The organism is Streptomyces sp. WM4235, assembly GCF_001279725.1.
Lineage (GTDB): Bacteria > Actinomycetota > Actinomycetes > Streptomycetales > Streptomycetaceae > Streptomyces.
Window position 1 is genome coordinate 108798 of record NZ_LGDE01000425.1, and the last position, 19855, is coordinate 128652.

At 72.7% G+C, this 19855-nt stretch carries 15 protein-coding genes; 9 read left to right on the forward strand and 6 right to left on the reverse strand.

The annotated features are described in order from the left end of the window. Positions 1–17 precede the first annotated feature (17 nt). On the reverse strand, positions 18–503 hold the full coding sequence (locus ADK55_RS25275) for a hypothetical protein (protein ID WP_053682084.1): 486 nt from the start codon (positions 501–503) through the stop codon (positions 18–20). Positions 504–602: 99 nt separating this feature from the next. On the opposite strand from ADK55_RS25275, the gene ADK55_RS25280 reads away from it, so the two are divergent. Further along, positions 603–1313 (forward strand): peptidoglycan-binding domain-containing protein, encoded by a 711-nt coding sequence (locus ADK55_RS25280; protein WP_159041545.1) that lies wholly within the window; start codon positions 603–605, stop codon positions 1311–1313. A 170-nt stretch (positions 1314–1483) separates the two neighbouring features. Here ADK55_RS25280 and ADK55_RS25285 read toward each other — a convergent pair whose 3' ends face one another. Beyond that, entirely contained in the window at positions 1484–2224 is a 741-nt protein-coding gene (locus ADK55_RS25285; RefSeq protein ID WP_053682086.1) for an SDR family oxidoreductase, read from the reverse strand. A 213-nt stretch (positions 2225–2437) separates the two neighbouring features. On the opposite strand from ADK55_RS25285, the gene ADK55_RS25290 reads away from it, so the two are divergent. The 3 genes from ADK55_RS25290 to ADK55_RS25300 all read left to right on the forward strand — a co-directional run bounded on the left by ADK55_RS25290 (position 2438) and on the right by ADK55_RS25300 (position 7226). Then, positions 2438–3511 (forward strand): RNA ligase (ATP), encoded by a 1074-nt coding sequence (locus ADK55_RS25290; RefSeq protein ID WP_053682087.1) that lies wholly within the window; start codon positions 2438–2440, stop codon positions 3509–3511. Between the two features lie 101 nt (positions 3512–3612). Then, positions 3613–6141, forward strand: a complete 2529-nt coding sequence (locus ADK55_RS25295) for a glycoside hydrolase family 3 C-terminal domain-containing protein (protein ID WP_053682088.1) — start codon at positions 3613–3615, stop codon at positions 6139–6141. Between the two features lie 23 nt (positions 6142–6164). Continuing rightward, on the forward strand, positions 6165–7226 hold the full coding sequence (locus tag ADK55_RS25300; protein WP_053682089.1) for a LacI family DNA-binding transcriptional regulator: 1062 nt from the start codon (positions 6165–6167) through the stop codon (positions 7224–7226). 213 nt (positions 7227–7439) lie between these two features. Here the strand turns inward: ADK55_RS25300 and ADK55_RS25305 are convergent, their stop codons facing one another. After that, entirely contained in the window at positions 7440–8738 is a 1299-nt protein-coding gene (locus ADK55_RS25305; RefSeq protein ID WP_053682090.1) for an ROK family transcriptional regulator, read from the reverse strand. A 257-nt stretch (positions 8739–8995) separates the two neighbouring features. On the opposite strand from ADK55_RS25305, the gene ADK55_RS25310 reads away from it, so the two are divergent. The 5 genes from ADK55_RS25310 (at position 8996) to ADK55_RS25330 (ending at position 14623) form a co-directional block, all read left to right on the forward strand. After that, positions 8996–10315, forward strand: a complete 1320-nt coding sequence (locus tag ADK55_RS25310; RefSeq protein ID WP_053682091.1) for an ABC transporter substrate-binding protein — start codon at positions 8996–8998, stop codon at positions 10313–10315. 10 nt (positions 10316–10325) lie between these two features. Then, positions 10326–11306: a carbohydrate ABC transporter permease gene (locus ADK55_RS25315; RefSeq protein WP_053682092.1), complete on the forward strand. Its 981-nt coding sequence runs from the start codon at positions 10326–10328 to the stop codon at positions 11304–11306. Beyond that, positions 11299–12177, forward strand: a complete 879-nt coding sequence (locus tag ADK55_RS25320) for a carbohydrate ABC transporter permease (protein WP_053682093.1) — start codon at positions 11299–11301, stop codon at positions 12175–12177. The genes ADK55_RS25315 and ADK55_RS25320 overlap by 8 nt, the downstream gene beginning before the upstream one ends. Then, on the forward strand, positions 12174–13565 hold the full coding sequence (locus ADK55_RS25325; RefSeq protein WP_053682094.1) for a GH1 family beta-glucosidase: 1392 nt from the start codon (positions 12174–12176) through the stop codon (positions 13563–13565). The genes ADK55_RS25320 and ADK55_RS25325 overlap by 4 nt, the downstream gene beginning before the upstream one ends. A 140-nt stretch (positions 13566–13705) precedes the next feature. Continuing rightward, complete coding sequence (locus tag ADK55_RS25330) at positions 13706–14623, forward strand: NADP-dependent oxidoreductase (RefSeq protein WP_199826623.1); 918 nt, start codon at positions 13706–13708, stop codon at positions 14621–14623. A 94-nt stretch (positions 14624–14717) separates the two neighbouring features. Here the strand turns inward: ADK55_RS25330 and ADK55_RS25335 are convergent, their stop codons facing one another. The 3 genes from ADK55_RS25335 to ADK55_RS25345 all read right to left on the reverse strand — a co-directional run bounded on the left by ADK55_RS25335 (position 14718) and on the right by ADK55_RS25345 (position 19840). After that, positions 14718–16448, reverse strand: a complete 1731-nt coding sequence (locus ADK55_RS25335; protein WP_053682096.1) for a discoidin domain-containing protein — start codon at positions 16446–16448, stop codon at positions 14718–14720. Positions 16449–16502: 54 nt separating this feature from the next. Beyond that, a complete protein-coding gene (locus ADK55_RS25340) occupies positions 16503–17579 on the reverse strand; it encodes a DUF1996 domain-containing protein (protein ID WP_053682097.1) in 1077 nt (358 codons plus the stop codon). A gap of 104 nt (positions 17580–17683) precedes the next feature. Next, the gene (locus ADK55_RS25345; RefSeq protein WP_053682098.1) at positions 17684–19840 is read right to left on the reverse strand and encodes a discoidin domain-containing protein; all 2157 of its coding nucleotides are present in this window, start codon (positions 19838–19840) and stop codon (positions 17684–17686) included. Positions 19841–19855 lie beyond the last annotated feature (15 nt).

The following is a 19855-nucleotide window of genomic DNA, read 5'->3' on the forward strand; positions in this document are numbered from 1 at the left end:
GGGGAGATCCGGGCCGGTCAACCGCCGTACTGGCCTACGCAGAGGTCCACGATGGACGGTGGCACGGTGCCCTCCGCGGCCGCGCACAGCTCGTCGCCGCGCGGAACCCGGGGCGCGGACCGGCGCGCGACGTGCGGCGAGGCGGCCTTGGGCGGCCCTGCGCGCCGGGGCGTGGCGGGTCGCGCGTGCGGCGCCGCCGCGGGTGGGCGGGCCGCGCGGGCCGGCGCATTGCCCGGGTCCGCGTCCGGTGCTGTGTCCGCATCCCTGGCCGGTTCGTCGTCGGTACGGTCCGGCAGCGGGCCCAGGGGCAGGGCGGGGGAGAGCGGCGGAGCCGGAGGGGTGTCGGGCGCGCCCCGGTCGGCCGCGGCGTCCGGGGCGTCGGCGGGCGGTACGGAGCCCCGCCCCGGGCCCGGGGGAGAGGACTCCGGGCCGACGGAGACACAGCCGGCGGTCGCGAGGAGCGCCAGAACGGAGAGGGGCAGGGCGGCCCGGCGTAACTGCATGCGTCCACCATGCCGCACCCAGGGAGGGCCGGGTCACGCCGCTCACGCGTCCGGGTGACGGGGCGGCGGCCGGGCCGCTCCCACGAACGGACGCTCCCATTGCCGAATCGATTCGTCATAGGGAAGCGACCCGGAACGCCCGAGCCGGTCGCGGAGGAGCCCGCGGTACGGACGACGGGGAGACGAGACGCCCACGGCCCGGCCCGCGCCCCGAAACCCCGGGCCGGGACCAACGGCCCCTCCTCCGCGGACAGGTCGGGGCGGATCAGACATCAGGCGGCGGCGGCTCTGGCCCTGCTCGGGCTCGCCGTGGCGGGAGGCCTGGTGTACCTGACGGCCGGGCCCGAGCCCGAGTCCCCGCGGGTCGCACCACCCTCCGGGCTGTCCGTACCGGTGCTCCCGGCCCGCGGCCCGGACGCCGGGCCCGACGTGGACGGGGCCGAGCCGTCCGTGCGCCCCGGCGTGCCGTCGTCCTCCGCCTCGGTGTCGAGTACGGCCGGGCGGGGAGCGGAGGGGCCCTCCACCTCGCCCGGCCGGGGGTCGCCGCCCACCGCCACCCCGTCGCCGAGCCGACCGCCGGCCGTGGCACCCGGAGACGACGCCTCCGCGACCCTGCGGCCGGGAGATCGCGGGCACGAGGTCCGCGCCCTGCAGGAGCGGCTCCACGGCCAAGGGTTCACGTACGTCTCCATGACGGGCGTGTACGACGAACAGACCCGGCGCGGTGTCGTCCAACTCCAGAGCGACCGGAGCATCACGGGCGACCCCCGGGGCGTCTACGGCCCCGCGACCCGGGCGGCCTTCGACTGAGCGTTCCGGGCGGCCCCGACGACCCGACGCCCCGACGACCCGACGGCCCCGACGACCCGACGGCCCCGACGACCCGACGGCCCCGTGGGCCCGTCGGTCCCGGGGTCGACATCCTGCGGGTTCGACGGCAGACGGGTTCGACGGCCGACGGGGTCGGCCCGGGCGCGGGGTCAGCGCCCGCCGGACACCCGCAGGACGGCCCCCGTCGTGTACGAGGCCTCGGGGGAGAGCAGCCACGCGATGGCCCCGGCCACCTCTTCGGGCAGTCCGGCCCGGCCCAGGGGGATCGTGGCCGCGGCCCGGCCCGGCCGGTCGGGGTCGCCCATGGCCGCGTGCATGTCCGTCTCGATGATGCCGGGGGCCACGGCGTTGACCCGGATCCCGTCCGGCCCCAACTCCTTGGCCAGGCCCAGGGTGAGCGCGTCGGTGGCGGCCTTGGTCGCCGCGTAGTGGACGTAGTCCCCGGGGCTGCCGAGGGTGGCCGCCGCCGAGGACACGTTCACGATCGCCCCTCCGGTCTCCGCCATGTCCCGGGCCGCCCTGCGGCAACAGAGCAGGTAGCCGAGGAGGTTCACCTCGACGACGCGCCGCAGGTCCTCGGTCCGGGCGTCGGCGAGCCGGCCCAACGGTCCGGTCACCCCCGCGTTGTTGACGAGCCCGGTGACGACGCCCAGTTCCGCCCCGGCGATGTCGAAGAGCCGCTCCACGGCGCACTCGGTCGAGGTGTCGCCGCGTACGGTCACGCAGCGCGCCCCGGTCGCCCGCACGAGGTCCGCGGTGGCATCGGCGGCCGCGTCGTCCCGGGCATAGCCGAGAGCGATGTCGTGGCCGTCGGCCGCGAGCCGTACGCAGGTGGCCGCGCCGATGCCCCTGCCGCCTCCCGTCACGACGGTGACCGGACGAAGTGACATGCGAGCCTCCTGTGTGGCGTGGTGCGCGAGCCGCGCCCTCGACCGACGGACGATCGGTGCCGACGGATCCTCGCCGGCGCGGCAGGCTAACACCGCGATATCCGCTGGACCAGCGTAAATGGCGCGGCGGAGAGTAGCCGTGGAGGTCCGGGGGCCGACGCCGTCACGCCCGGCGACATCCACGACCACCGACCGCATTCCGAGGAGGCAGCCATGTCCACCCTGCGCGTGAGCGCCGAACAACTGACCGTCCACGAGCATCCGAACGCCGACGCCCTGGAGTTGGCCCAAGTCGGCCTCTACCGGGCCGTCGTCGCGAAGGGTGCCTACCGCACCGGGGACTTCGCCGTGTACATCCCCGAACAGGCCGTCCTGTCCGACGCGTTGATCGCGGAGTTGGGACTCACCGGACGGCTGGCCGGCGGCGCGGCGAACCGGGTCAAGGCCGTCCGGCTGCGGGGCGAACTGTCGCAGGGCCTGGTCTGCCGGCCCGCCGCGCTCGCCGGCGTGGACCTGGAGGTGGCGTCGAAGGAGGGCGCCGACTTCGCCGAGGTCCTCGGGATCACCAAGTGGGCCCCTCCCATCCCGACGACGATGAGCGGCGACGTGGAATCCGCCCCCGACCTGCTGCCCTGGGTGGACATCGAGAACCTCCAGCGCTACCCGCAGATCTTCGAGCCCGGCGAACCCGTCGTCCTGACGGAGAAACTCCACGGCACGGCCTGCCTGTTGACGTACGTCGCGCGAGAGGAACGCGTCCTGGTCTCCTCCAAGGGCTTCGGTGCGAAGGGACTGGCGCTGAAGGAGGACGAGCGCAACCTGTACTGGCGGGCCGTCCGCGGCCACCGGGTCGCGCAGGTCGCGGCGCGGCTGGCCGAGCAGCTCGGCGCGAGCAGGATCGGCGTCTTCGGCGAGGTGTACGGCTCGGGCGTACAGGACCTGTCCTACGGGACGGACGCGCGCACGGCCGACGGCCCGCCCGGGTACGCGGTCTTCGACCTGTCCGCCGAGATCGACGGACAGGTGCGTTGGCTGGATCCGGCGGACCTGATCGCGGACGAACTCCCGCTGGTTCCACGGCTGTACGAGGGACCGTACGGCCTCGACACCGTCCTGGAGGTGGCCACCGGCCGGGAGAGCGTGTCCGGCCGGGCCGTCCATCTGCGCGAGGGCGTCGTCATCCGTCCGGTGGTGGAGCGGTACAGCCCGGTCGTCGGAGGCCGGGCCATCGCGAAGGCCGTCAGCCCGGCGTACCTGACCCGCAAGGGAGGCACCGAGTACGAGTGAGCGCGCGGCGCAGGCCGTTGACAGCCGGTCGGGGGCGCCCGGATCATCTGGGAGAGCGCTCTCCCCGAGCCTCGTTCGGCAGTCGGAACGAAAGGGACGCCATGGGCGACGGAGACGGCGGCGACGTGGAACGGCTCGTCGACAAGCTCGACCCGCACCGGCGGGTACGCCTGCTCACGGGTGCCGACACCTGGCGGACACCCGCCGAACCAGGCATCGGGCTGGGTGAGTTGGTGCTCTCCGACGGGCCGGCCGGAGTGCGCGGACCTGGTTGGGACGAGCGTTCCACCGCGGCCCTTCTGCCCTGCGCCGGCGCCCTCGGCGCGCTCTGGGACGAGGATCGGGTCCGGCTGCTCGGGGAACTGCTCGGGGAGGAGGCGCGCCGCAAGGGGGTCCACGTCCTCCTCGCGCCCAACCTCAACCTGCACCGCAGTCCCCTCGCCGGCCGCCACTTCGAGTGCTTCGCCGAGGACCCCGCGCTGGCCGGTCGCACGGGGGCGGCCCTCGTGCGGGGCATCCAGTCCCGGGGTGTCGCCGCCACCGCGAAGCACTACGTGGCCAACGACTCCGAGACGCAGCGGCTGACCGTCGACGTCCGCGTCGACGAGCGGGTGCTGCGCGAGCTGTACCTGGCGCCCTTCGAGGCGGCCGTGCGCGCCGGGGTCTGGCTGGTGATGTCGGCCTACAACAGCGTCAACGGGACCACCATGAGCGAGAGTCCACTGCTCACGGAGCCGCTCAAGGGGGAGTGGGGGTTCGACGGCGTGGTCGTCTCGGACTGGGGCGCCGTCCGCGCGAACGTCGCCGCGGCGCGGGCGGCACAGGACCTGGTGATGCCGGGCCCGGGCGGGCCCTGGGGCGGGGCGCTGGTCGAGGCGATGGACGAGGGCCGGGTACCGCCGGAGGTGGTGGAGGACAAGGTGCGTCGCCTGCTCCGCCTGGCGTCCCGGGTCGGAGCCCTCGGCCTACCGGGCCCGTCGGACCGGTCGAACCCGTCGGATCGGCCCGAACCGTCCGGCCGGCCCGGCCCTTCGGGTGCGCGGTCCCGGTCGGCGGCACCCGACGAAGGGCGTGCCCCGGCGCGACCGTGGCCCGCGGACCGGGTGCGGGCGGTCGTGCGGGAGGCCGCCGCCGCCGGGTTCGTGCTGCTGGAGAACCGGGGGGTACTGCCCCTGGACGTCGCGGCGTTGGGGAGCGTCGCCGTGATCGGGGCGCACGGCGACGAACCCCGGGTGCAGGGCGGCGGCAGTTCCGAGGTGTTCCCGGACCGGGTGGTCACCCCGCTGGACGGGTTGCGGGCGGCCCTGCCCGAACGGGTCCGGGTGGTGTACGCGCCGGGCCCGAGACCCGCCGCCGGCGCGGGACCCGCCCCGCTGGGGCCCCGGCACGCCCGGGACCCGGAGAGCGGGGCCCCCGGGGTGCGGCTGCGTGTGCTCGACGCCGACGGAGCCGTACTGCACCATTCGCTCCAGCCCTCCGGCAGGGTCCTGGAACCGGCGCTGCCTCCCGGCGCGCACACCGTCGAGCTGGCCGCGGACCTGCACCCCGACACGACCGGGCCGTGGACCCTGGGGCTCGCCGGCTTCGGGCACCTCGGCGTCACCGCCGACGGAACCCCCTTGCTCGACGGGGAGTTCCCGCCCGAGACCGACGACCCGGCCGTCGTCCACGTGCGACCGCCCCAGCACACCGCCCGCGTCCACCTCACGGCCGGCCGTCCCGCCCGGATCGTGGCCCGCCGCACCCTGGCCCCCGGCACCGGCCGGGCCACCGTGCTGACCGCGGCCGGGCCCGAGCCCGACCCCCGACGCGCCCGCGTCGAGGCGGTGGCGGCCGCCCGGGCCGCCGATGTCGCCGTCGTGGTCATCGGCACCACGGAGGGCGACGAATGCGAGGGGGTGGACCGCACCACCCTCCAACTGAGCGCCAACCAACAGGAGTTCGTACACGAGATCGTCCGCGCCAACGCCCGTACGGTCGTCGTGGTGAACTGCGGCGCGCCCGTCGAGCTTCCCTGGCGGGGGGACCCCGGCGCGGTCCTCCTCACCTGGTTCCCCGGGCAGGAAGGGGGGCACGCCCTGGCCGACGTGCTGCTCGGCCGGGTCGAGCCGGGCGGCCGGCTCCCCACCACCTGGCCCGCCACGCTGGCCGAGGCCCCGGTCCGCGAGACCCGCCCCGTCGAGGGCGTCCTCCCGTACGAGGAGGGCCTGCACATCGGCCATCGGGCCTGGTTGCGATCGGGCACCGAGCCCGCGTACTGGTTCGGCCACGGACTGGGATACACCACCTGGGCATACGAGGACCTGGGCCGCCCCGAGCCCGCCCCCGGCGGCCACGAGATCCCCGTCGTCTTGCGCAACACCGGCACCCGGCGAGGCCGTGAAGTGGTCCAACTGTACGTGTCCAGGCCCGAGTCGACGGTGGAGCGGCCGGTGCGCTGGCTCGCCGGATGGGCGGCCGTGGAGGCCGAACCGGGGGAGCGGGTGACGGCGTACGTGCGCCTGCCCGAGCGCGCCCTCCAGTACTGGTCGCCGGAGCCTCGGGGGTGGGTGACCGAGCCGGGCCGGTTCACGCTGCTCGCCGGTCGCAGTGCCGGGAACCTGCCCCTGCGGGCGGCCCTCGACGTCTGACAGCCGGCCGCTACAGTGCGGCCATGAACAGTGGGGGGAGCAGCGGAACGGGTACGGGCACGGCCCCGACCCTGGAGGACGTGGCCCGCGCGGCCGGAGTGTCACGGGCGACGGTGTCCCGGGTGGTCAACGGCGTCCGGAACGTCGACCCGGCCATCGCCGAGGCGGTCCGGCGGGCCGTCGCCGCGACCGGGTACGTGCCGAACCGGGCCGCGAGGTCCCTGGTGACGCGCCGCTCGGGGGCAGTGGCGCTGGTGGTCTCGGGCGCCGGCACGGAAACCTCGGAGGTGTTCCAGGACCCCTTCTTCGGTCGGGTGGTCGGCGGAGTCGTACGGGCGCTGCGCCCGCGCGGCGTGCACCCCGTGCTGCTGTTCGCCGACTCGGCGCAGGACCGGGCCGAGGCGCTCGCCCACCTGAGCCGGGGCGGCGCGGACGGCGCGCTGCTCGTGACGACCCACGGCGACGACCCGCTGCCCGCGATGCTCGCCGAAGCGGGCATACCGACCGTGCTCTTCGCGCGCCCCGCGACGCCCGGCCTGCCGCTGGACAGCGTGGACCTGCGTCACGGCGAGGGCGGTGCGCTGGCCGCCCGGCACCTGCTGGCGCGGGGCCGCGGCCGGCTCGCCGCGATCGGCGGACCCGCGGACGTGGCGGCGAGCCGGGAACGGGTGGCCGGGTTCCGTGACGCGTTGGGCGGGGGCGGGGGAGCGGTCGGCGCGGTCGCCGGCGGTGTCCGGGTCGTGGATGCCGACTTCACCGTGGAGGGCGGCGAGCACGCCATGCGCATGCTGCTGGCCGAACAGCCGGACCTGGACGGGGTGTTCGCGGCCAATGACCTGATGGCGCTGGGTGCCTGTCTGGTGCTGCGCGAGCACGGGCGGCGGATTCCGCAGGACGTGGCGGTGATCGGCTTCGACGACTCCAGCGCGGCGACCGCGTCCCGGCCGAGACTGACGACGGTGCGGCAACCGGTGGAGGACATGGCGGCCGAGATGGTGCGGCTGCTGCTGGACCGGGCCCCGGACCGCACGGAGCCCGAAGTCGTCCTGTTCGACGGGGAACTGGTGATCCGCGACTCGGCCTGACCCCGCCCGCGGCGCCGGGCCGCGCCGAGCCCCCTCCTCGGTACCGGCCTCCCACGCCGAGCCGTCCCCTCCTGCCCGCGCCGCACTGGCCCGCGCCGCGCCTCCCGTCCCGCCGGCCCACCCGCCCCGCCCGAGCCACGCAGTCCCGTCAGGCCCGCCGCCGGCCGATCGCGGGTCACCCGCTCATCGGCCGGCCCCGCGATCGGGCACCGCTCACCCCGGGCGGCCCGCCGGTCCGCCCCGGACCTCCAGGGCCGTCTGCCAGCCCGGCTGCTCGGTCGGCGGTTCCGGGAGCCTGCGCCGGCCGCCCGCCGTGAAGAACGCGGACAGCGGCAGCGTCGCCGCGCCCACCGTCACCGCGTCCGGGCCTAGGGACCCCAGGTCGATGGTGACGCGGTCCGCGGGGTGGCGCAGGGAGTACCGCGTCGCGTGTTCCCGTACCGACGGGAGGATGTGCGGGCCCAGCAGCAGGCCCGCCCAGCCACCGATCAGGATGCGTTCGGGACGGAAGAGATTGATGAGGTCCGAGAGGCCCGCGCCCAGGTACTCGGCCGTCTCCTCCAGGACGTCCACGGCCACCGCGTCCCCGGCGAGGGCCGCCGCCAGCAGGGCCGACAGGGCCTCCTCCTCGTCCACCGCGTCCATCGCCTCCCCGGCGCCGCCGTTCCGCTCCGCCCACCGGGCCAGCACCGACTCGGCGCCCGTGTAGGCCTCCAGGCAGCCCCGGGCCCCGCATCGGCAGCGCCGCCCGCGCACCGAGACGGTCAGGTGTCCCCACTCCAGCGCGGTGCCCGCGCCGTCGGTGATCAGGCTCGCACCGACGCCCGAGCCGAAGAGGACGACCACGGCCTCGCGCGCTCCGCGTCCCGCCCCGAACCACATCTCCGCCTGGCCGAGGGTCCGGGCGCCGTTGTCGATGATGTACGGGACCTCCTCCGGCAGGGCCTTGGTCGCGCGCAGCAGCGCCTCCAGCGGCACGGCGTCCCAACCGATGGTCTGACCGTGCACCACCGTCCCGCCCGGGGCGTCCCGGTCCACTATCCCGGGCACGCCCACCCCGACGCCCAGCAGCCGGTCCGTCCCGACCCCGGCTTCGGCGAGCACGGTGGCGATCCCGGTGCGGACGTGGTCCACGATCGGGCCGACGTCGTAGCAGCCGCGCGGTTGCAACGGGAGTTCCGTGCGCGCGAGTTCCGTGAGCGTGAGGTCGAACAGCTCGACGCGGACGCGGGTTTCACCGACATCGACGCCGATCATGTGGGCGCTGCCCGGCGCGACCCTGAGGAGGGTGCGGGGGCGGCCACCGTCCGAGTCGACGATCCCGGCCTCCTCCAGCAGGCCGTCGGCCACCAGTTCGCCGACGACGTTGCTGACGGATCCGGAACTCAGTCCCGTGGCCGGGCCCAGTTCCTGACGGCTCATCGGGCCGCCGAAGTACAGCTGCCGGAGTACCACGCTGCGGTTGCCGCGCCGCAGGTCCCGCACTGTTCGTCCGCTACGCCCTGTGGTCATCCGGCCCCTTCCGCAGTGACATCCAGCGCAACATACCCCTGCGCGACCCCTTGACGCGACCCTTTCGCGAGGCTTAACTCACGTCCTAAATTAAGGCCTGGACGGAGCGGGTGCCCACAAGGCGCCGTGCGCACCACCACGAGGCGCCGCACGGCACGGACGACGCCGTACGGTGCCTCAACCCCCGCACCACCCGTCATACGCCGTTCGCCACTCGCAGGTCTCCTCCCGACCCTCCCGAAAGGGCCAGATCCGCCATGCGCAGAACCAGAGCCGCCGCAGCCGTCGCCGTCACATCCGCCCTCCTCGCCGCCGCCACCGCATGCGGCGGCGGCTCCGCGGACAGCGGGGGCGCCAGCAACACCGCCCCCAAGGAGCTCACCTACTGGGCCTCCAACCAGGGCCCCGACATCGCGGCGGACCAGGCGACCCTCGGCCCGGAGCTGAAGAAGTTCGAGCAGCAGACCGGCATCAAGGTCAAGCTGGAGGTGGTCCCCTGGTCCGACCTCCTCAACCGGATCCTCGCGGCCACCGCCTCCGGCCAGGGCCCGGACGTGCTCAACATCGGCAACACCTGGTCCTCCTCCCTCCAGGCCACCGGCGCCCTGCTGCCCTGGGACGCCAAGAACTTCGACGCCATCGGCGGCAAGGACCGCTTCGTCGCCTCGGCCATCGGCTCGGCCGGCGCGACCGGCAAGGACCCGGCGGCCGTCCCCCTGTACTCGATGTCGTACGCGCTCTACTACAACAAGAAGATGTTCCGGGACGCCGGCGTCGAGAAGCCCCCGGCCACCTGGGACGAGATGGTCACGATCGGCCAGAAGCTGTCCAAGGACGGCAAGTGGGCGCTCGGTGCCGAGGGTTCGAACCTGTCGAACAACATCCACCAGGCCTTCGTGTTCTCCAAGCAGCACGGCGCGGAGTTCTTCGACGGCGCCGGCAAGCCCACCTTCGACAGCCCCGGCAACGTCGACGCCGTCAAGCAGTACGTCGACCTGATGGCCAAGGACAAGATCATCGCGCCCGGCAACGCCGAGTACGACAAGAACCAGTCCCTCCAGGACTTCGCCAACGGCAAGACGGCGATGGTCCTGTGGCAGAGCGCCGCCACCAGCTTCAAGGCCAACGGGATGAAGGAGGGCGACTGGGGTGTGGCCCCCGTCCCCGTCCCGGCGGGCGGCACGCCCGGCGCCGGGAAGAACACCAACTCCATGGTCGCCGGCATCAACATGGCCGTCTTCAAGAACACCGACAACATCGACGGGGCGCTGAAGTTCGTGAAGTTCATGACCAGCGACGAGGAGCAGAAGGTCCTCAACAAGTCCTACGGGTCCATTCCGCCGGTCAAGGCCGCCCAGACCGACGGCGCGTTCGCCACCGACGATCTGACCGTGCTGCGCGACACCCTCGGCACGAGCGCCGCCCCGCTGCCCCAGGTGCCGGAGGAGTCCCAGTTCGAGACCGCCGTCGGCACCGCCGTGAAGGAGCTGTTCGCCGAGGCCGCCGCGGGCAACCCGGTGACCACCGAGTCGGTCAAGGCGAAACTGACCAAGGCCCAGCAGCAGATGTCGAAGTGAGCACCGCCCGATGACCTCCGTGACCACGGAAGGCGCCGGACGGCTGCGGCGCACCGCGACCCGGGTGCGCGGCACCGGTCGCGTGCGCCGCGCCGCCCTGCCCTACCTCCTGCTCCTGCCCGCACTCCTCCTCGAACTGCTCATCCACCTCGTCCCGATGGTGATGGGCATCCTGATGAGCTTCCGGGAACTGACCCAGTTCTTCATCCGGGACTGGTCCCGCGCCCCCTGGACCGGCTTCGACAACTACGACCTCGCCGTGGACGTCAACCGACCCGTCGGCGAGGCCCTGTTGGGCTCCTTCCTCACCACCTGCCTGTTCACCCTGCTCTCCGTGGCCCTGTGCTGGTTCCTCGGCGCCGCCGCCGCCGTCTTCATGCAGGAGAACTTCCGCGGCCGAGGGTTCCTGCGCGCCCTTTTCCTGGTGCCGTACGCCCTGCCCGTCTACGCGGCGGTCATCACCTGGGCGTTCATGTTCCAGCGCGACAACGGCCTGGTGAACCACGTCATCCACGACCAACTCGGGCTCGGCGGGGCCGAGCACACCTTCTGGCTGCTCGGAGACAACAGCTTCTGGGCCCTGCTGATCGTCTCCGTGTGGAAGGGCTGGCCGTTCGCCTTCCTGATCGTCATGGCGGCCCTCCAGAACGTCCCGAAGGAGCTGTACGAGGCCGCCGCCCTCGACGGCGCCGGCATCTGGCAGCAGATCCGTCGGATCACGCTGCCCTCGGTCGGCGCGGTCAACCAGGTCCTGATCCTCGTGCTGTTCCTGTGGACCTTCAACGACTTCAACACGCCTTTCGTGCTGTTCGGCAAATCCGCCCCCGAGGCCGCCGACCTGATCTCCATCCACATCTACCAGTCCAGTTTCGTCACCTGGAACTTCGGCACCGGCTCCGCCATGTCCGTCCTGCTGCTGCTCTTCCTGCTGCTGGTCACCGCCGGGTACCTGTTCCTGACCACCCGAGGCCGGAGGGACGCCGATGCCTGACCACCGCCCCCGGGCACGCACCCGCTCCGCGCTCGACCCGCCCCTGTCCTTCAAGGTGATCCGGGCCGTCTTCCTCACCCTGCTCACGAGCTTCGTGGCGCTGCCCGTCTACGTGATGATCACCAGCTCCCTCAAGCCGCCGGCCGACGTCGCGGGCGCCTTCCGGTGGATCCCCAGCGGGCTCACCGTCCGCCCGTACATCGACATCTGGCACACCGTCCCGCTCGCCAAGTACTTCCTGAACTCGCTGATCGTGGCCGGCGCCGCCACCGTCTGCTCCGTGGTCATCGCCGTCTTCGCCGCGTACGCCGTCAGCCGCTACCGCTTCCGGGGCAAGCGCCTGTTCACCGTCACCGTGCTGTCGACCCAGATGTTCCCCGGCATCCTCTTCCTGCTCCCGCTGTTCCTGATCTTCGTGAACATCGGCAATACCACCGGAGTCGCCCTCTACGGCTCCCGCGGCGGGCTGATCCTCACCTACCTGACCTTCTCCCTCCCCTTCTCCATCTGGATGCTCATCGGGTACTTCGACTCGGTGCCCCGCGACCTCGACGAGGCCGCCACCGTGGACGGCTGCGGCCCCCTCGGGGCGCTGTTTCGGGTCGTGGTCCCCGCGGCCGTCCCCGGCATCGTCGCCGTCGCCGTGTACGCCTTCATGACCGCCTGGGGAGAGGTCCTCTTCGCCTCGGTCATGACGAACGACACCACCCGCACCCTGGCCGTCGGACTGCAGGGCTACTCCACGCAGAACGACGTGTACTGGAACCAGATCATGGCCGCCTCGCTCGTCGTCAGCATCCCCGTCGTCGCCGGATTCCTGCTGCTCCAGCGGTACTTGGTGGCCGGACTCACGGCAGGAGCCGTCAAATGACCCTTTCCGAAACCCGCCTCGACACCGTGCACGCCACCGTCCACGGCGCCGTCGACCTCGGCGCGCTGCCCCGCGACTTCGCCTGGGGCACCGCCACCTCCGCCTACCAGATCGAGGGCGCGGTGGCAGAGGACGGCCGCTCCCCGTCCATCTGGGACACGTTCTCCCACACCCCCGGGACCATCGACGGCGGCCACCACGGCGACACCGCCTGCGACCACTACCACCGCTGGCGGGACGACATCGCCCTGATGAAGGAACTCGGCACCAACGCCTACCGCTTCTCGGTGGCCTGGCCCCGCGTCGTGCCCGGCGGCGACGGGCCGGTCAACGCCAAGGGCCTGGACTTCTACGACCAGTTGGTCGACGGCCTGCTCGCCGCCGGCATCACCCCGTCCGTCACCCTCTACCACTGGGACCTGCCCCAGGTCCTCCAGGACCGCGGCGGCTGGCCCGAGCGCGCCACCGCCGAGGCCTTCGCCTCGTACGCGCACGTCGTCGCGGAGCGCCTCGGCGATCGGGTCACCCAGTGGACCACCCTCAACGAGCCGCTCTGCTCGGCGTGGATCGGCCACCTGGAGGGCAAGATGGCCCCCGGTCTCACCGACCTCACCGCCGCCGTCCGCGCCTCCTACCACCTCCTGCTGGGCCACGGCCTCGCCACCCGGGCCATCCGCGCCGCCGCCCCCGGCGCGCGGATCGGCATCGTCAACAACCTCTCCACCGTCCAGGCGGCCACCGACAGTGACGCCGACCGGGCGGCCGCCGTACGGATGGACGGACACGTCAACCGCTGGTGGCTCGACCCCGTCCACGGCCGAGGCTTCCCCGCCGACATGCGCGAGGTCTACGGCGTGGACCTCCCCGAACGCCCCGGCGACCTCGACGCCATCGCGGCCCCCCTCGACTGGATCGGCCTGAACTACTACTTCCCGCAGACCGTCGTCGCCGACCCGACCGGACCCGCCCCCCACGCCCGCCAGATCGACCTGCCCGGAGTCCCGCGCACCGGCATGGACTGGGAGGTCGACCCGAGCGGCATCGAGACGCTGCTCATGCGACTCACCGAGGAGTACGGCGCCCGACGCATCCACGTCACCGAGAACGGCTCCTCCTACCCGGACACCGTCGCCCCGGACGGCAGCGTCCACGACCCCGAACGCGCCGCGTACCTGACCGCCCACCTCGCCGCCTGCGCCCGCGCCGCCCGCCGCGGCGCGCCCCTGGCCGGCTACTACGCGTGGTCCCTGCTCGACAACTTCGAATGGGCGTACGGCTACGACAAGCGGTTCGGCCTGGTCCGCGTGGACTACGACACCCAGGAACGCACCGTCAAGACCAGCGGAGCCCACTACGCCGACCTGATCGCCGCCCACCGGGCGCTCTGAGCCCCGGCGGTTTCCCGCGCCGTGCCCGCCCCGCTTCCCGGGGCGGGCACGGCCTTTCGTGATGAGATGCGGAACAGATGATTCCAGCCGCGCGCGGAAAGGTGGGACGCATGTCGTTGAACGTCGAGGCCGAGGGCACCATGCGGGCGATGGTGTACGAGACGTACGGCGGGACGGAGGTGCTCACCGAGACCCGGCTGCCGGTCCCCAAGGTCGGGCCCGGCGAGGTCCTCGTCCGGGTCAGGTGCGCCTCCGTCAACCCGGTCGACTGGAAGATCATGGCGGGTGGCCTCGACGGCCTCATGGACGTCGTGTACCCCGTGATCCCCGGCTGGGACGTGGCCGGGACGGTCGAGTACGTCGGCATCGACACCCCCGAGTTCACCGCGGGCGACGAGGTCATCGCCTACGCCCGCAAGGACTACGTGCACGGCGGCACCTTCGCCGAGTTCGTCACCGTGCCGGTACGGGCCCTCGCGCCGAAGCCCGTCTCGCTCAGCTGGCAGGAGGCGGCCGGACTGCCGCTGGCCGGCCTCACCGCCTACCAACTGCTCACCCGCCTCGACACCGGTCAGGACGACACCGTCCTCATCCACGGCGCGGCCGGCGGCGTCGGCTCCCTCGGCGTCCAGATCGCCCGCGCCCTCGGCGCCCGCGTCATCGGCACGGCCTCCCCGCGCAACCACGACCGGCTCCGCGAGCTGGGCTGCGAACCCGTCGCCTACGGCGACGGCCTCACCGAACGGGTCCGGGAACTGGCCCCGGACGGGGTGAGCGTCGTCGCCGACTTCGTGGGCGGCGTCCTCGACGTCACCAAGGCCGTCCTCGCCCCCGGGGGCCGGCACGCCTCCATCGCCGACCCCGACGTGCTCGGCGCCGACGGCCAGTGGATGTGGGTGCGCCCCGTCGGCGACGACCTCGCCGCCCTGGGCGGGCTCGCCGACACCGGACGGCTCGGCGTCACCGTCGCCAAGACCTTCCCGCTCTCCGAACTGGCCGCCGCCTTCGAACTCAGCCAGGACGGACACACCGCCGGGAAGATCATCCTGGAGGTCTGACGGCCTCCGAGCCGGCTGCCGCGGACATGACCGCGCGCCGCCCGGTGGTCGACCGGACGGCGCGCGGCACCTGCGGCAGGGTCAGGTCTGCCGATCAGGCATGGACGCCGAAGTGGAAGAGGGAGTAGCCGTACCCCGTGCCGCGCCGGGTCAGCTCCAGCCGCACGTAACGGCCCGACGCGGCGACGTCGAAATCGTCGATCCCGCCGTCACCGGACGAAGTGGCGTACGCCGTGCGCCAGTTCTGGCCGTCGTCCGACACCTTGACGGTGTACGCCTTCCCGTACGCGCTCTCCCACACCAGCTGCGCGTGCTTCAGCTGCTTCACCGACCCCAGATCGACCTGGAGCCACTGCTGATCGGCCCAGGTCGTCGCCCACCGGGTGTCGTCGCGCCCGTCCGTCGCCGACTGCGGGGCGCAGGGGCAGCCGCCGTACCCGTCGTTCTGGTAGGTGGAGGCGGTGGTCGGCCGGCCCCGTGCCACGTCCGTGCCGGCCACCGGCGGCGGCACCACGCGGACCGAGCGCTGTTCGACGCCCACGTTGCCCCGCCCGTCCTTCGCCTTGACGTACAGCTTCCACACACCGGTCCTGGCGGGCGCCGTGACCTTGAGGGTGCCGTTGCCCAGGTGCGTGGACGGCGCCGAGACCAGCCCGCCGCCGCCGTCGACGTACTTGCCGCCCCACAGCACCTCGTACGCGAGCGGATCGCCCTCCGGGTCGGTCGCCGGGGCCTGGACCGTCACCTCCCTGCCCGCGGGGACCGCCCCCGGGTCCGCCACCGACGGCACGGCCACGGTGGGCGGCAGGTTGTCGCCCGCCGTGTCGCCGCCGTAGGCCCGCTTGACGGCGTAGTACATGTGTCGGCGCTCCCCGGCGGGGGTCAGGTTGAACCAGTGCCCGCCGAAGTCGTACTCGGTGCCGTAGTGGAAGACCGTCGCGCCCAGCGCCACCCCCCGGTGGCCCGTGACGCAGTTCCACGCATTGGTGTAACCGTCCGCCTTGGCCTTGTCGCCCGGTTCCAGCGGTACGCCGTTCGCGTCGTTCGGCACCTCCCACTCACCGGCCGGACCGGTCTCGGTGATCAGGTACGGCTTGGTGTACCCGCCCTGCTCCCACGCCTGCCGGACCCCGCAGACCTCCTTGTAGGAGTTGACCGAGTACAGGTCCAGGTCGGGGGAGTTGCGCTTGTAGTACGTCCACGCGCCCACCCACGCGTCCGTGGAGGTGACGGGGTGGTTGGCGTCGATCCGGTGGATGGCCTTCGCGACGTCGTTGACAAACGTGGTGTAGGCGTTGCGCTGGTTCTCCAACTCGGTTCCGGAGTAGCAGTTCTGCAGGCCGAGCACGGACTCGTTGCCGACGTTCCACATCAGCACGGCCGGGTGGTCGCGATAGGTCTCCACCCAGCGCGAGAACTCGGCGAGCATGGTGTTCTTGTAGCCGGTGTCCGTGACGTAGTTCGTACAGCCGCCGCTGCCCGGGCCGCCGCCCGGCTGGAGCCAGAACCCGGCGACCACCTTGACGCCGTTGTTCGCGGCCGCGTCGAACAGCGGCCGGCTGCTCGCGTCCGTGCCCCAGGTCCGGACGGTGTTGGCGCCCAGCGATCTCACGTCGGGCAGGAGTCGGGCGGCGTCGGCCGGGGACGGACCCCAGGTGACACCTTTGACGAGGTACGGCGAACCGTTCACGCTGAGCTGCCAGTTGCCCTGGGAGCCGGTCACCTTGACCACGCTGCCGGCTGCCTGCGCCGGGGCCGCGGGGATTGCGGTGACGGCGCCCGCGAGCAGGGCGGCCGCGGTGAGGGCGCGCATGCGGGAGTGCATGCCTGAGCCTCCTTGGGAGTGGGGGGAAGCGGGGAGGGGACGCGAGGACGCGCCCTACGGGAGCCGGTAGTCGGGGCCGAGGACGGCGCCCGCCTCGGGGTGGGTCTGGTCGTAGCCGCGGGCGTCGCACTGGAGACCGCCCTTGACGCAGTGTTCGACGAGGGCGTTCAGGGTCCGGTCGTCCCACGCGTTGAAGAAGTCGAAGTGGAACGTGTGGCCGGCCCCGCTGGAGAGCCTGACCTGCGACATGTTCCCGCTGACGGGGAAGGCCATCTTGAACTCGACCATGGGCAGCGCCACCGGGTGGGAGGTCGGGCAGACGTTGTTGTTGGTGCCGGCCTTCACCGTCGGATACGCCATGTGGGCCTTGTGGTCAGGGGTGTCGAGGTACTTGCCGTCCCAGCAACTGGGCGCCTGGAAGCGGATGTTGAGCTGTGTGCCGGCCGGGCAGTTCGCGGGGAACTCGACGTTCTTGAAGCTGTCGCCGCACTCCCAGCCCTCGACCCAGCCCTTGTGCGCGCGGAACTCCGCCGCGGTCTGGGTCGGACCGCCGACGAGGAACCGCAGGCCCTTGGGGAAGGGGCGCACGCTCGTGTGGTCGGTGACCCCGGCCTTGTAGTAGATGACCTGGGGTCCGGTGGGCAGTACGGCCTGGTTGCCGTTGTAGAGCGTCGGCATCCAGTAGCCCGACAGGTCGCCGACCGCGTTGCAGGCCGTGCCGCCCGTGCTCAGCGAGGAGGTGGTGCTGAACGCGTTCGTGGTCGTGTTGCCCATGAAGGTGTGGTCGTGGGAGGCGCCCGGCCGCCCCGCGAAGACGATCGGGTCGTCCGGGGCGGTCCGGGTGACCGCGCAGTTGGCCTGGAACTCGTGGAAGTAGCGCGGGGCCGGCTCCCGGTCGGACGGGGTGACGCCGGTGACCTGCGGAACGGCCGGGATGTAGCCGTCGCCGTCGGGGTCGTCGCCGGTGGCGAGCGGGGCGACCGCGGCGTGGTTCATGCCCGCGTGCGCGCCGGCGCCGGAGTCCGGGGTCGCCTGGGCGGTCAGCGCGGACGCGCCGAGACCGGCTGCGGCGGTCACGGCGAACGCCGCCGAGACCAGGAGTGCGGACAGGGTCCGCGAGCGGATTCTCATCGTGCGGCTCCTTCGGGGTGGATGGGAGAGCGCTCTCTCGGACGGCCCGGAAAACGCGGGGCGGCCGCCGGGCCGCCCCGCGTCCTGCGGGGGTCAGGGGTGGATCAGGGGAACGAGACCACGGTGGAGGGGGCGGTCGACGTCCCCGAGGTGGGGGCGCCGGTGTTGTTGATGACGTGCTCGTACTGGCCGTTCCCGCCCAGCGAGACGACGAGCAGGTCGTGGAAGCGGACACCGGACTTCACCGGCGCCTGGAAGCCGTGGTCCTGACGGATCGTCGGATCCACGTTGTAGTAGCAGTAGCTGCCCAGGCCCCAGCCCTCGTGCGTGTTGACCGAGTCGGCCACCTTGTAGGCGGCGTAGCCCTTGATCGAACCGTTCTGGATCGCGGCCTGGTTGGGGGCGTCGTACGCCTTCTCGTTCTGGAAGAAGATCGTCCGGCCGCGCTCGCCGTTCCACTCGACGTCGTACTTGTTGAAGTGCTCGACGAACAGCCCGGTGGCCAGCACGTCGTCACCGTTCACGCGGAAGCCGTAGTCGGAGCGGTTGGTCTCCCAGCCCACCCCGTCGCCGTGGTCGGCCCGCCAGATCCACGTGTGGTCGACGATGGTGTCGTGGTTGTTGATCACCATGCCGGCGGTGGCCTTGCCCGCACCGGCGCCGCCGACGCGGATGAACACGTCCTGCACGGTCGTCGGGTTCGCCGCGTGGTCCGTGTTCGCGCCGGCGGGACCGACCTCCAGCAGGGTGGGGGAGTTGACCTGACCGGCGTCGATCAGGAAGCCCGCGAGCCTGACGCCGTCCACGTCGGCGACCTTCATGGCGGTCACCCCGTTGTCCGGGATGATCGTGGCGAGGCCCAGGCCCAGGACGACCGTGTCGGGGCGGTTCACCTGGATGGTCTGGTTCACGTGGTAGACGCCCGGGGTGAAGAGCAGGTGCAGGCCCTGGGCCAGCGCCTGGTTGATCGTGGCGGCGCTCGCGCCCGGCTTGACCACGTAGAACCGGCTCAGCGGGATCGAGGTGCCCTGCGGGGTCCCGTTGCCCCAGGAGGTGCCGCGGGCGTTCACCCGCTTCGCCGGGGCGAACACCTTGTACTCGTTCCCGTCGAGGTACAGGAAGGGCTTCTCCCGCGAGACGGGGGTGGTGTCCAGCGTGGTGTAGCGCGGCTCGGGGAAGCCCTGGGCCGGCGCGCCCTGGGTGCCGGAGAACACCTGGTTCCAGACGGAGTTGGACCAGCCGCCGATGGAGCTGTCGCGGGTGTACCACTGCTGCTGCGAGTAGTTGCCGACCTGGCCGTCGATCCTGGAGTCGGCGATGTACCCGCCGGAGGCCCAACCGTAGCCGTTGGGGGCCAGGTTGAGTCCGCCCTTGACGTGCATCCGGCGGAACGGCGCGGCCTGGGACACGGCCCAGCGGTCGGTGCCGTTGACCGGGTTCAGTGCCAGGTTCTCCGCCGAACGCCAGAAGTTCTGCGTCGCGTTGCCGCCGAACCAGCCGGCGTCGACGGTGACGTCCCCGTTGATGGTGGTGTCGTCCGGGCTGAGGCCGAGACCCGAGATCGAGGTGTAGAAGCCGATCTGGGCGTTGAGGCCGTTGTACGTGCCCGGCTTGAACAGGAACTGGTAGCGGCCGGAGCCGAACTGGGCCGACTCCTGCTGCGCGAAGACCTGGTCCAGCCGGGCCTGGATGTTCGGCGTGGACGGATCGAAGACGATCACGTTGGGGCCGAGGTCGCCCCCGCCGGGGAGCGTCGGACCGGTACCGCCCGTGCCGTACACCTGGAACTCCCAGAGCGAGTAGCCGTATCCGGTGGCGCGCTGGGTGCCGTACACCCGGACGTAGCGGGCGGTGCCCGTGACGTCGTGGGTCTGGACCCCGCCGGCGGAGGTGGCGGTGGAGTGGGCGGTGGACCAGTTGGCCCCGTCGGTGGACAGTTCGACCCGGTACGCCTTGGCGTACGCGGCCTCCCAGCGCAGCACGACCTGGCTGATCTGCGCCGGGGCGCCCAGGTCGACCTGTATCCACTGCGGGTCGGCGAACTGGCTGGACCAGCGGGTGTTGGTGTCGCCGTCCACGGCCGCGGAGGCCGGGGTGCCGCCGCCCTCCACGGTGGAGGCGGTGGCGGGCCGGCCCTGGGAGAGCAGCGTGGGCGCCGCGCTCGCGGTGGCGCCGGGGAGCAGCACGAGGAGGGCCGCGACCAGGGCCGCGGCGAGGGCCGCGACGGTGAGTCTCGGCGGGCGATCGTGGAGCAGGGGCATGCGGGGCACTCCTGA

Bases quoted from the DNA above. Each gene is read 5' to 3' on its own strand.
- ADK55_RS25275 (WP_053682084.1), bottom strand. From the start codon at position 503: ATGCAGTTACGCCGGGCCGCCCTGCCCCTCTCCGTTCTGGCGCTCCTC.
- ADK55_RS25285 (WP_053682086.1), bottom strand. From the start codon at position 2,224: ATGTCACTTCGTCCGGTCACCGTCGTGACGGGAGGCGGCAGGGGCATC.
- ADK55_RS25290 (WP_053682087.1), top strand. From the start codon at position 2,438: ATGTCCACCCTGCGCGTGAGCGCCGAACAACTGACCGTCCACGAGCAT.
- ADK55_RS25295 (WP_053682088.1), top strand. From the start codon at position 3,613: ATGGGCGACGGAGACGGCGGCGACGTGGAACGGCTCGTCGACAAGCTC.
- ADK55_RS25300 (WP_053682089.1), top strand. From the start codon at position 6,165: ATGAACAGTGGGGGGAGCAGCGGAACGGGTACGGGCACGGCCCCGACC.
- ADK55_RS25305 (WP_053682090.1), bottom strand. From the start codon at position 8,738: ATGACCACAGGGCGTAGCGGACGAACAGTGCGGGACCTGCGGCGCGGC.
- ADK55_RS25310 (WP_053682091.1), top strand. From the start codon at position 8,996: ATGCGCAGAACCAGAGCCGCCGCAGCCGTCGCCGTCACATCCGCCCTC.
- ADK55_RS25315 (WP_053682092.1), top strand. From the start codon at position 10,326: ATGACCTCCGTGACCACGGAAGGCGCCGGACGGCTGCGGCGCACCGCG.
- ADK55_RS25320 (WP_053682093.1), top strand. From the start codon at position 11,299: ATGCCTGACCACCGCCCCCGGGCACGCACCCGCTCCGCGCTCGACCCG.
- ADK55_RS25325 (WP_053682094.1), top strand. From the start codon at position 12,174: ATGACCCTTTCCGAAACCCGCCTCGACACCGTGCACGCCACCGTCCAC.
- ADK55_RS25330 (WP_199826623.1), top strand. From the start codon at position 13,706: ATGCGGGCGATGGTGTACGAGACGTACGGCGGGACGGAGGTGCTCACC.
- ADK55_RS25335 (WP_053682096.1), bottom strand. From the start codon at position 16,448: ATGCACTCCCGCATGCGCGCCCTCACCGCGGCCGCCCTGCTCGCGGGC.
- ADK55_RS25340 (WP_053682097.1), bottom strand. From the start codon at position 17,579: ATGAGAATCCGCTCGCGGACCCTGTCCGCACTCCTGGTCTCGGCGGCG.
- ADK55_RS25345 (WP_053682098.1), bottom strand. From the start codon at position 19,840: ATGCCCCTGCTCCACGATCGCCCGCCGAGACTCACCGTCGCGGCCCTC.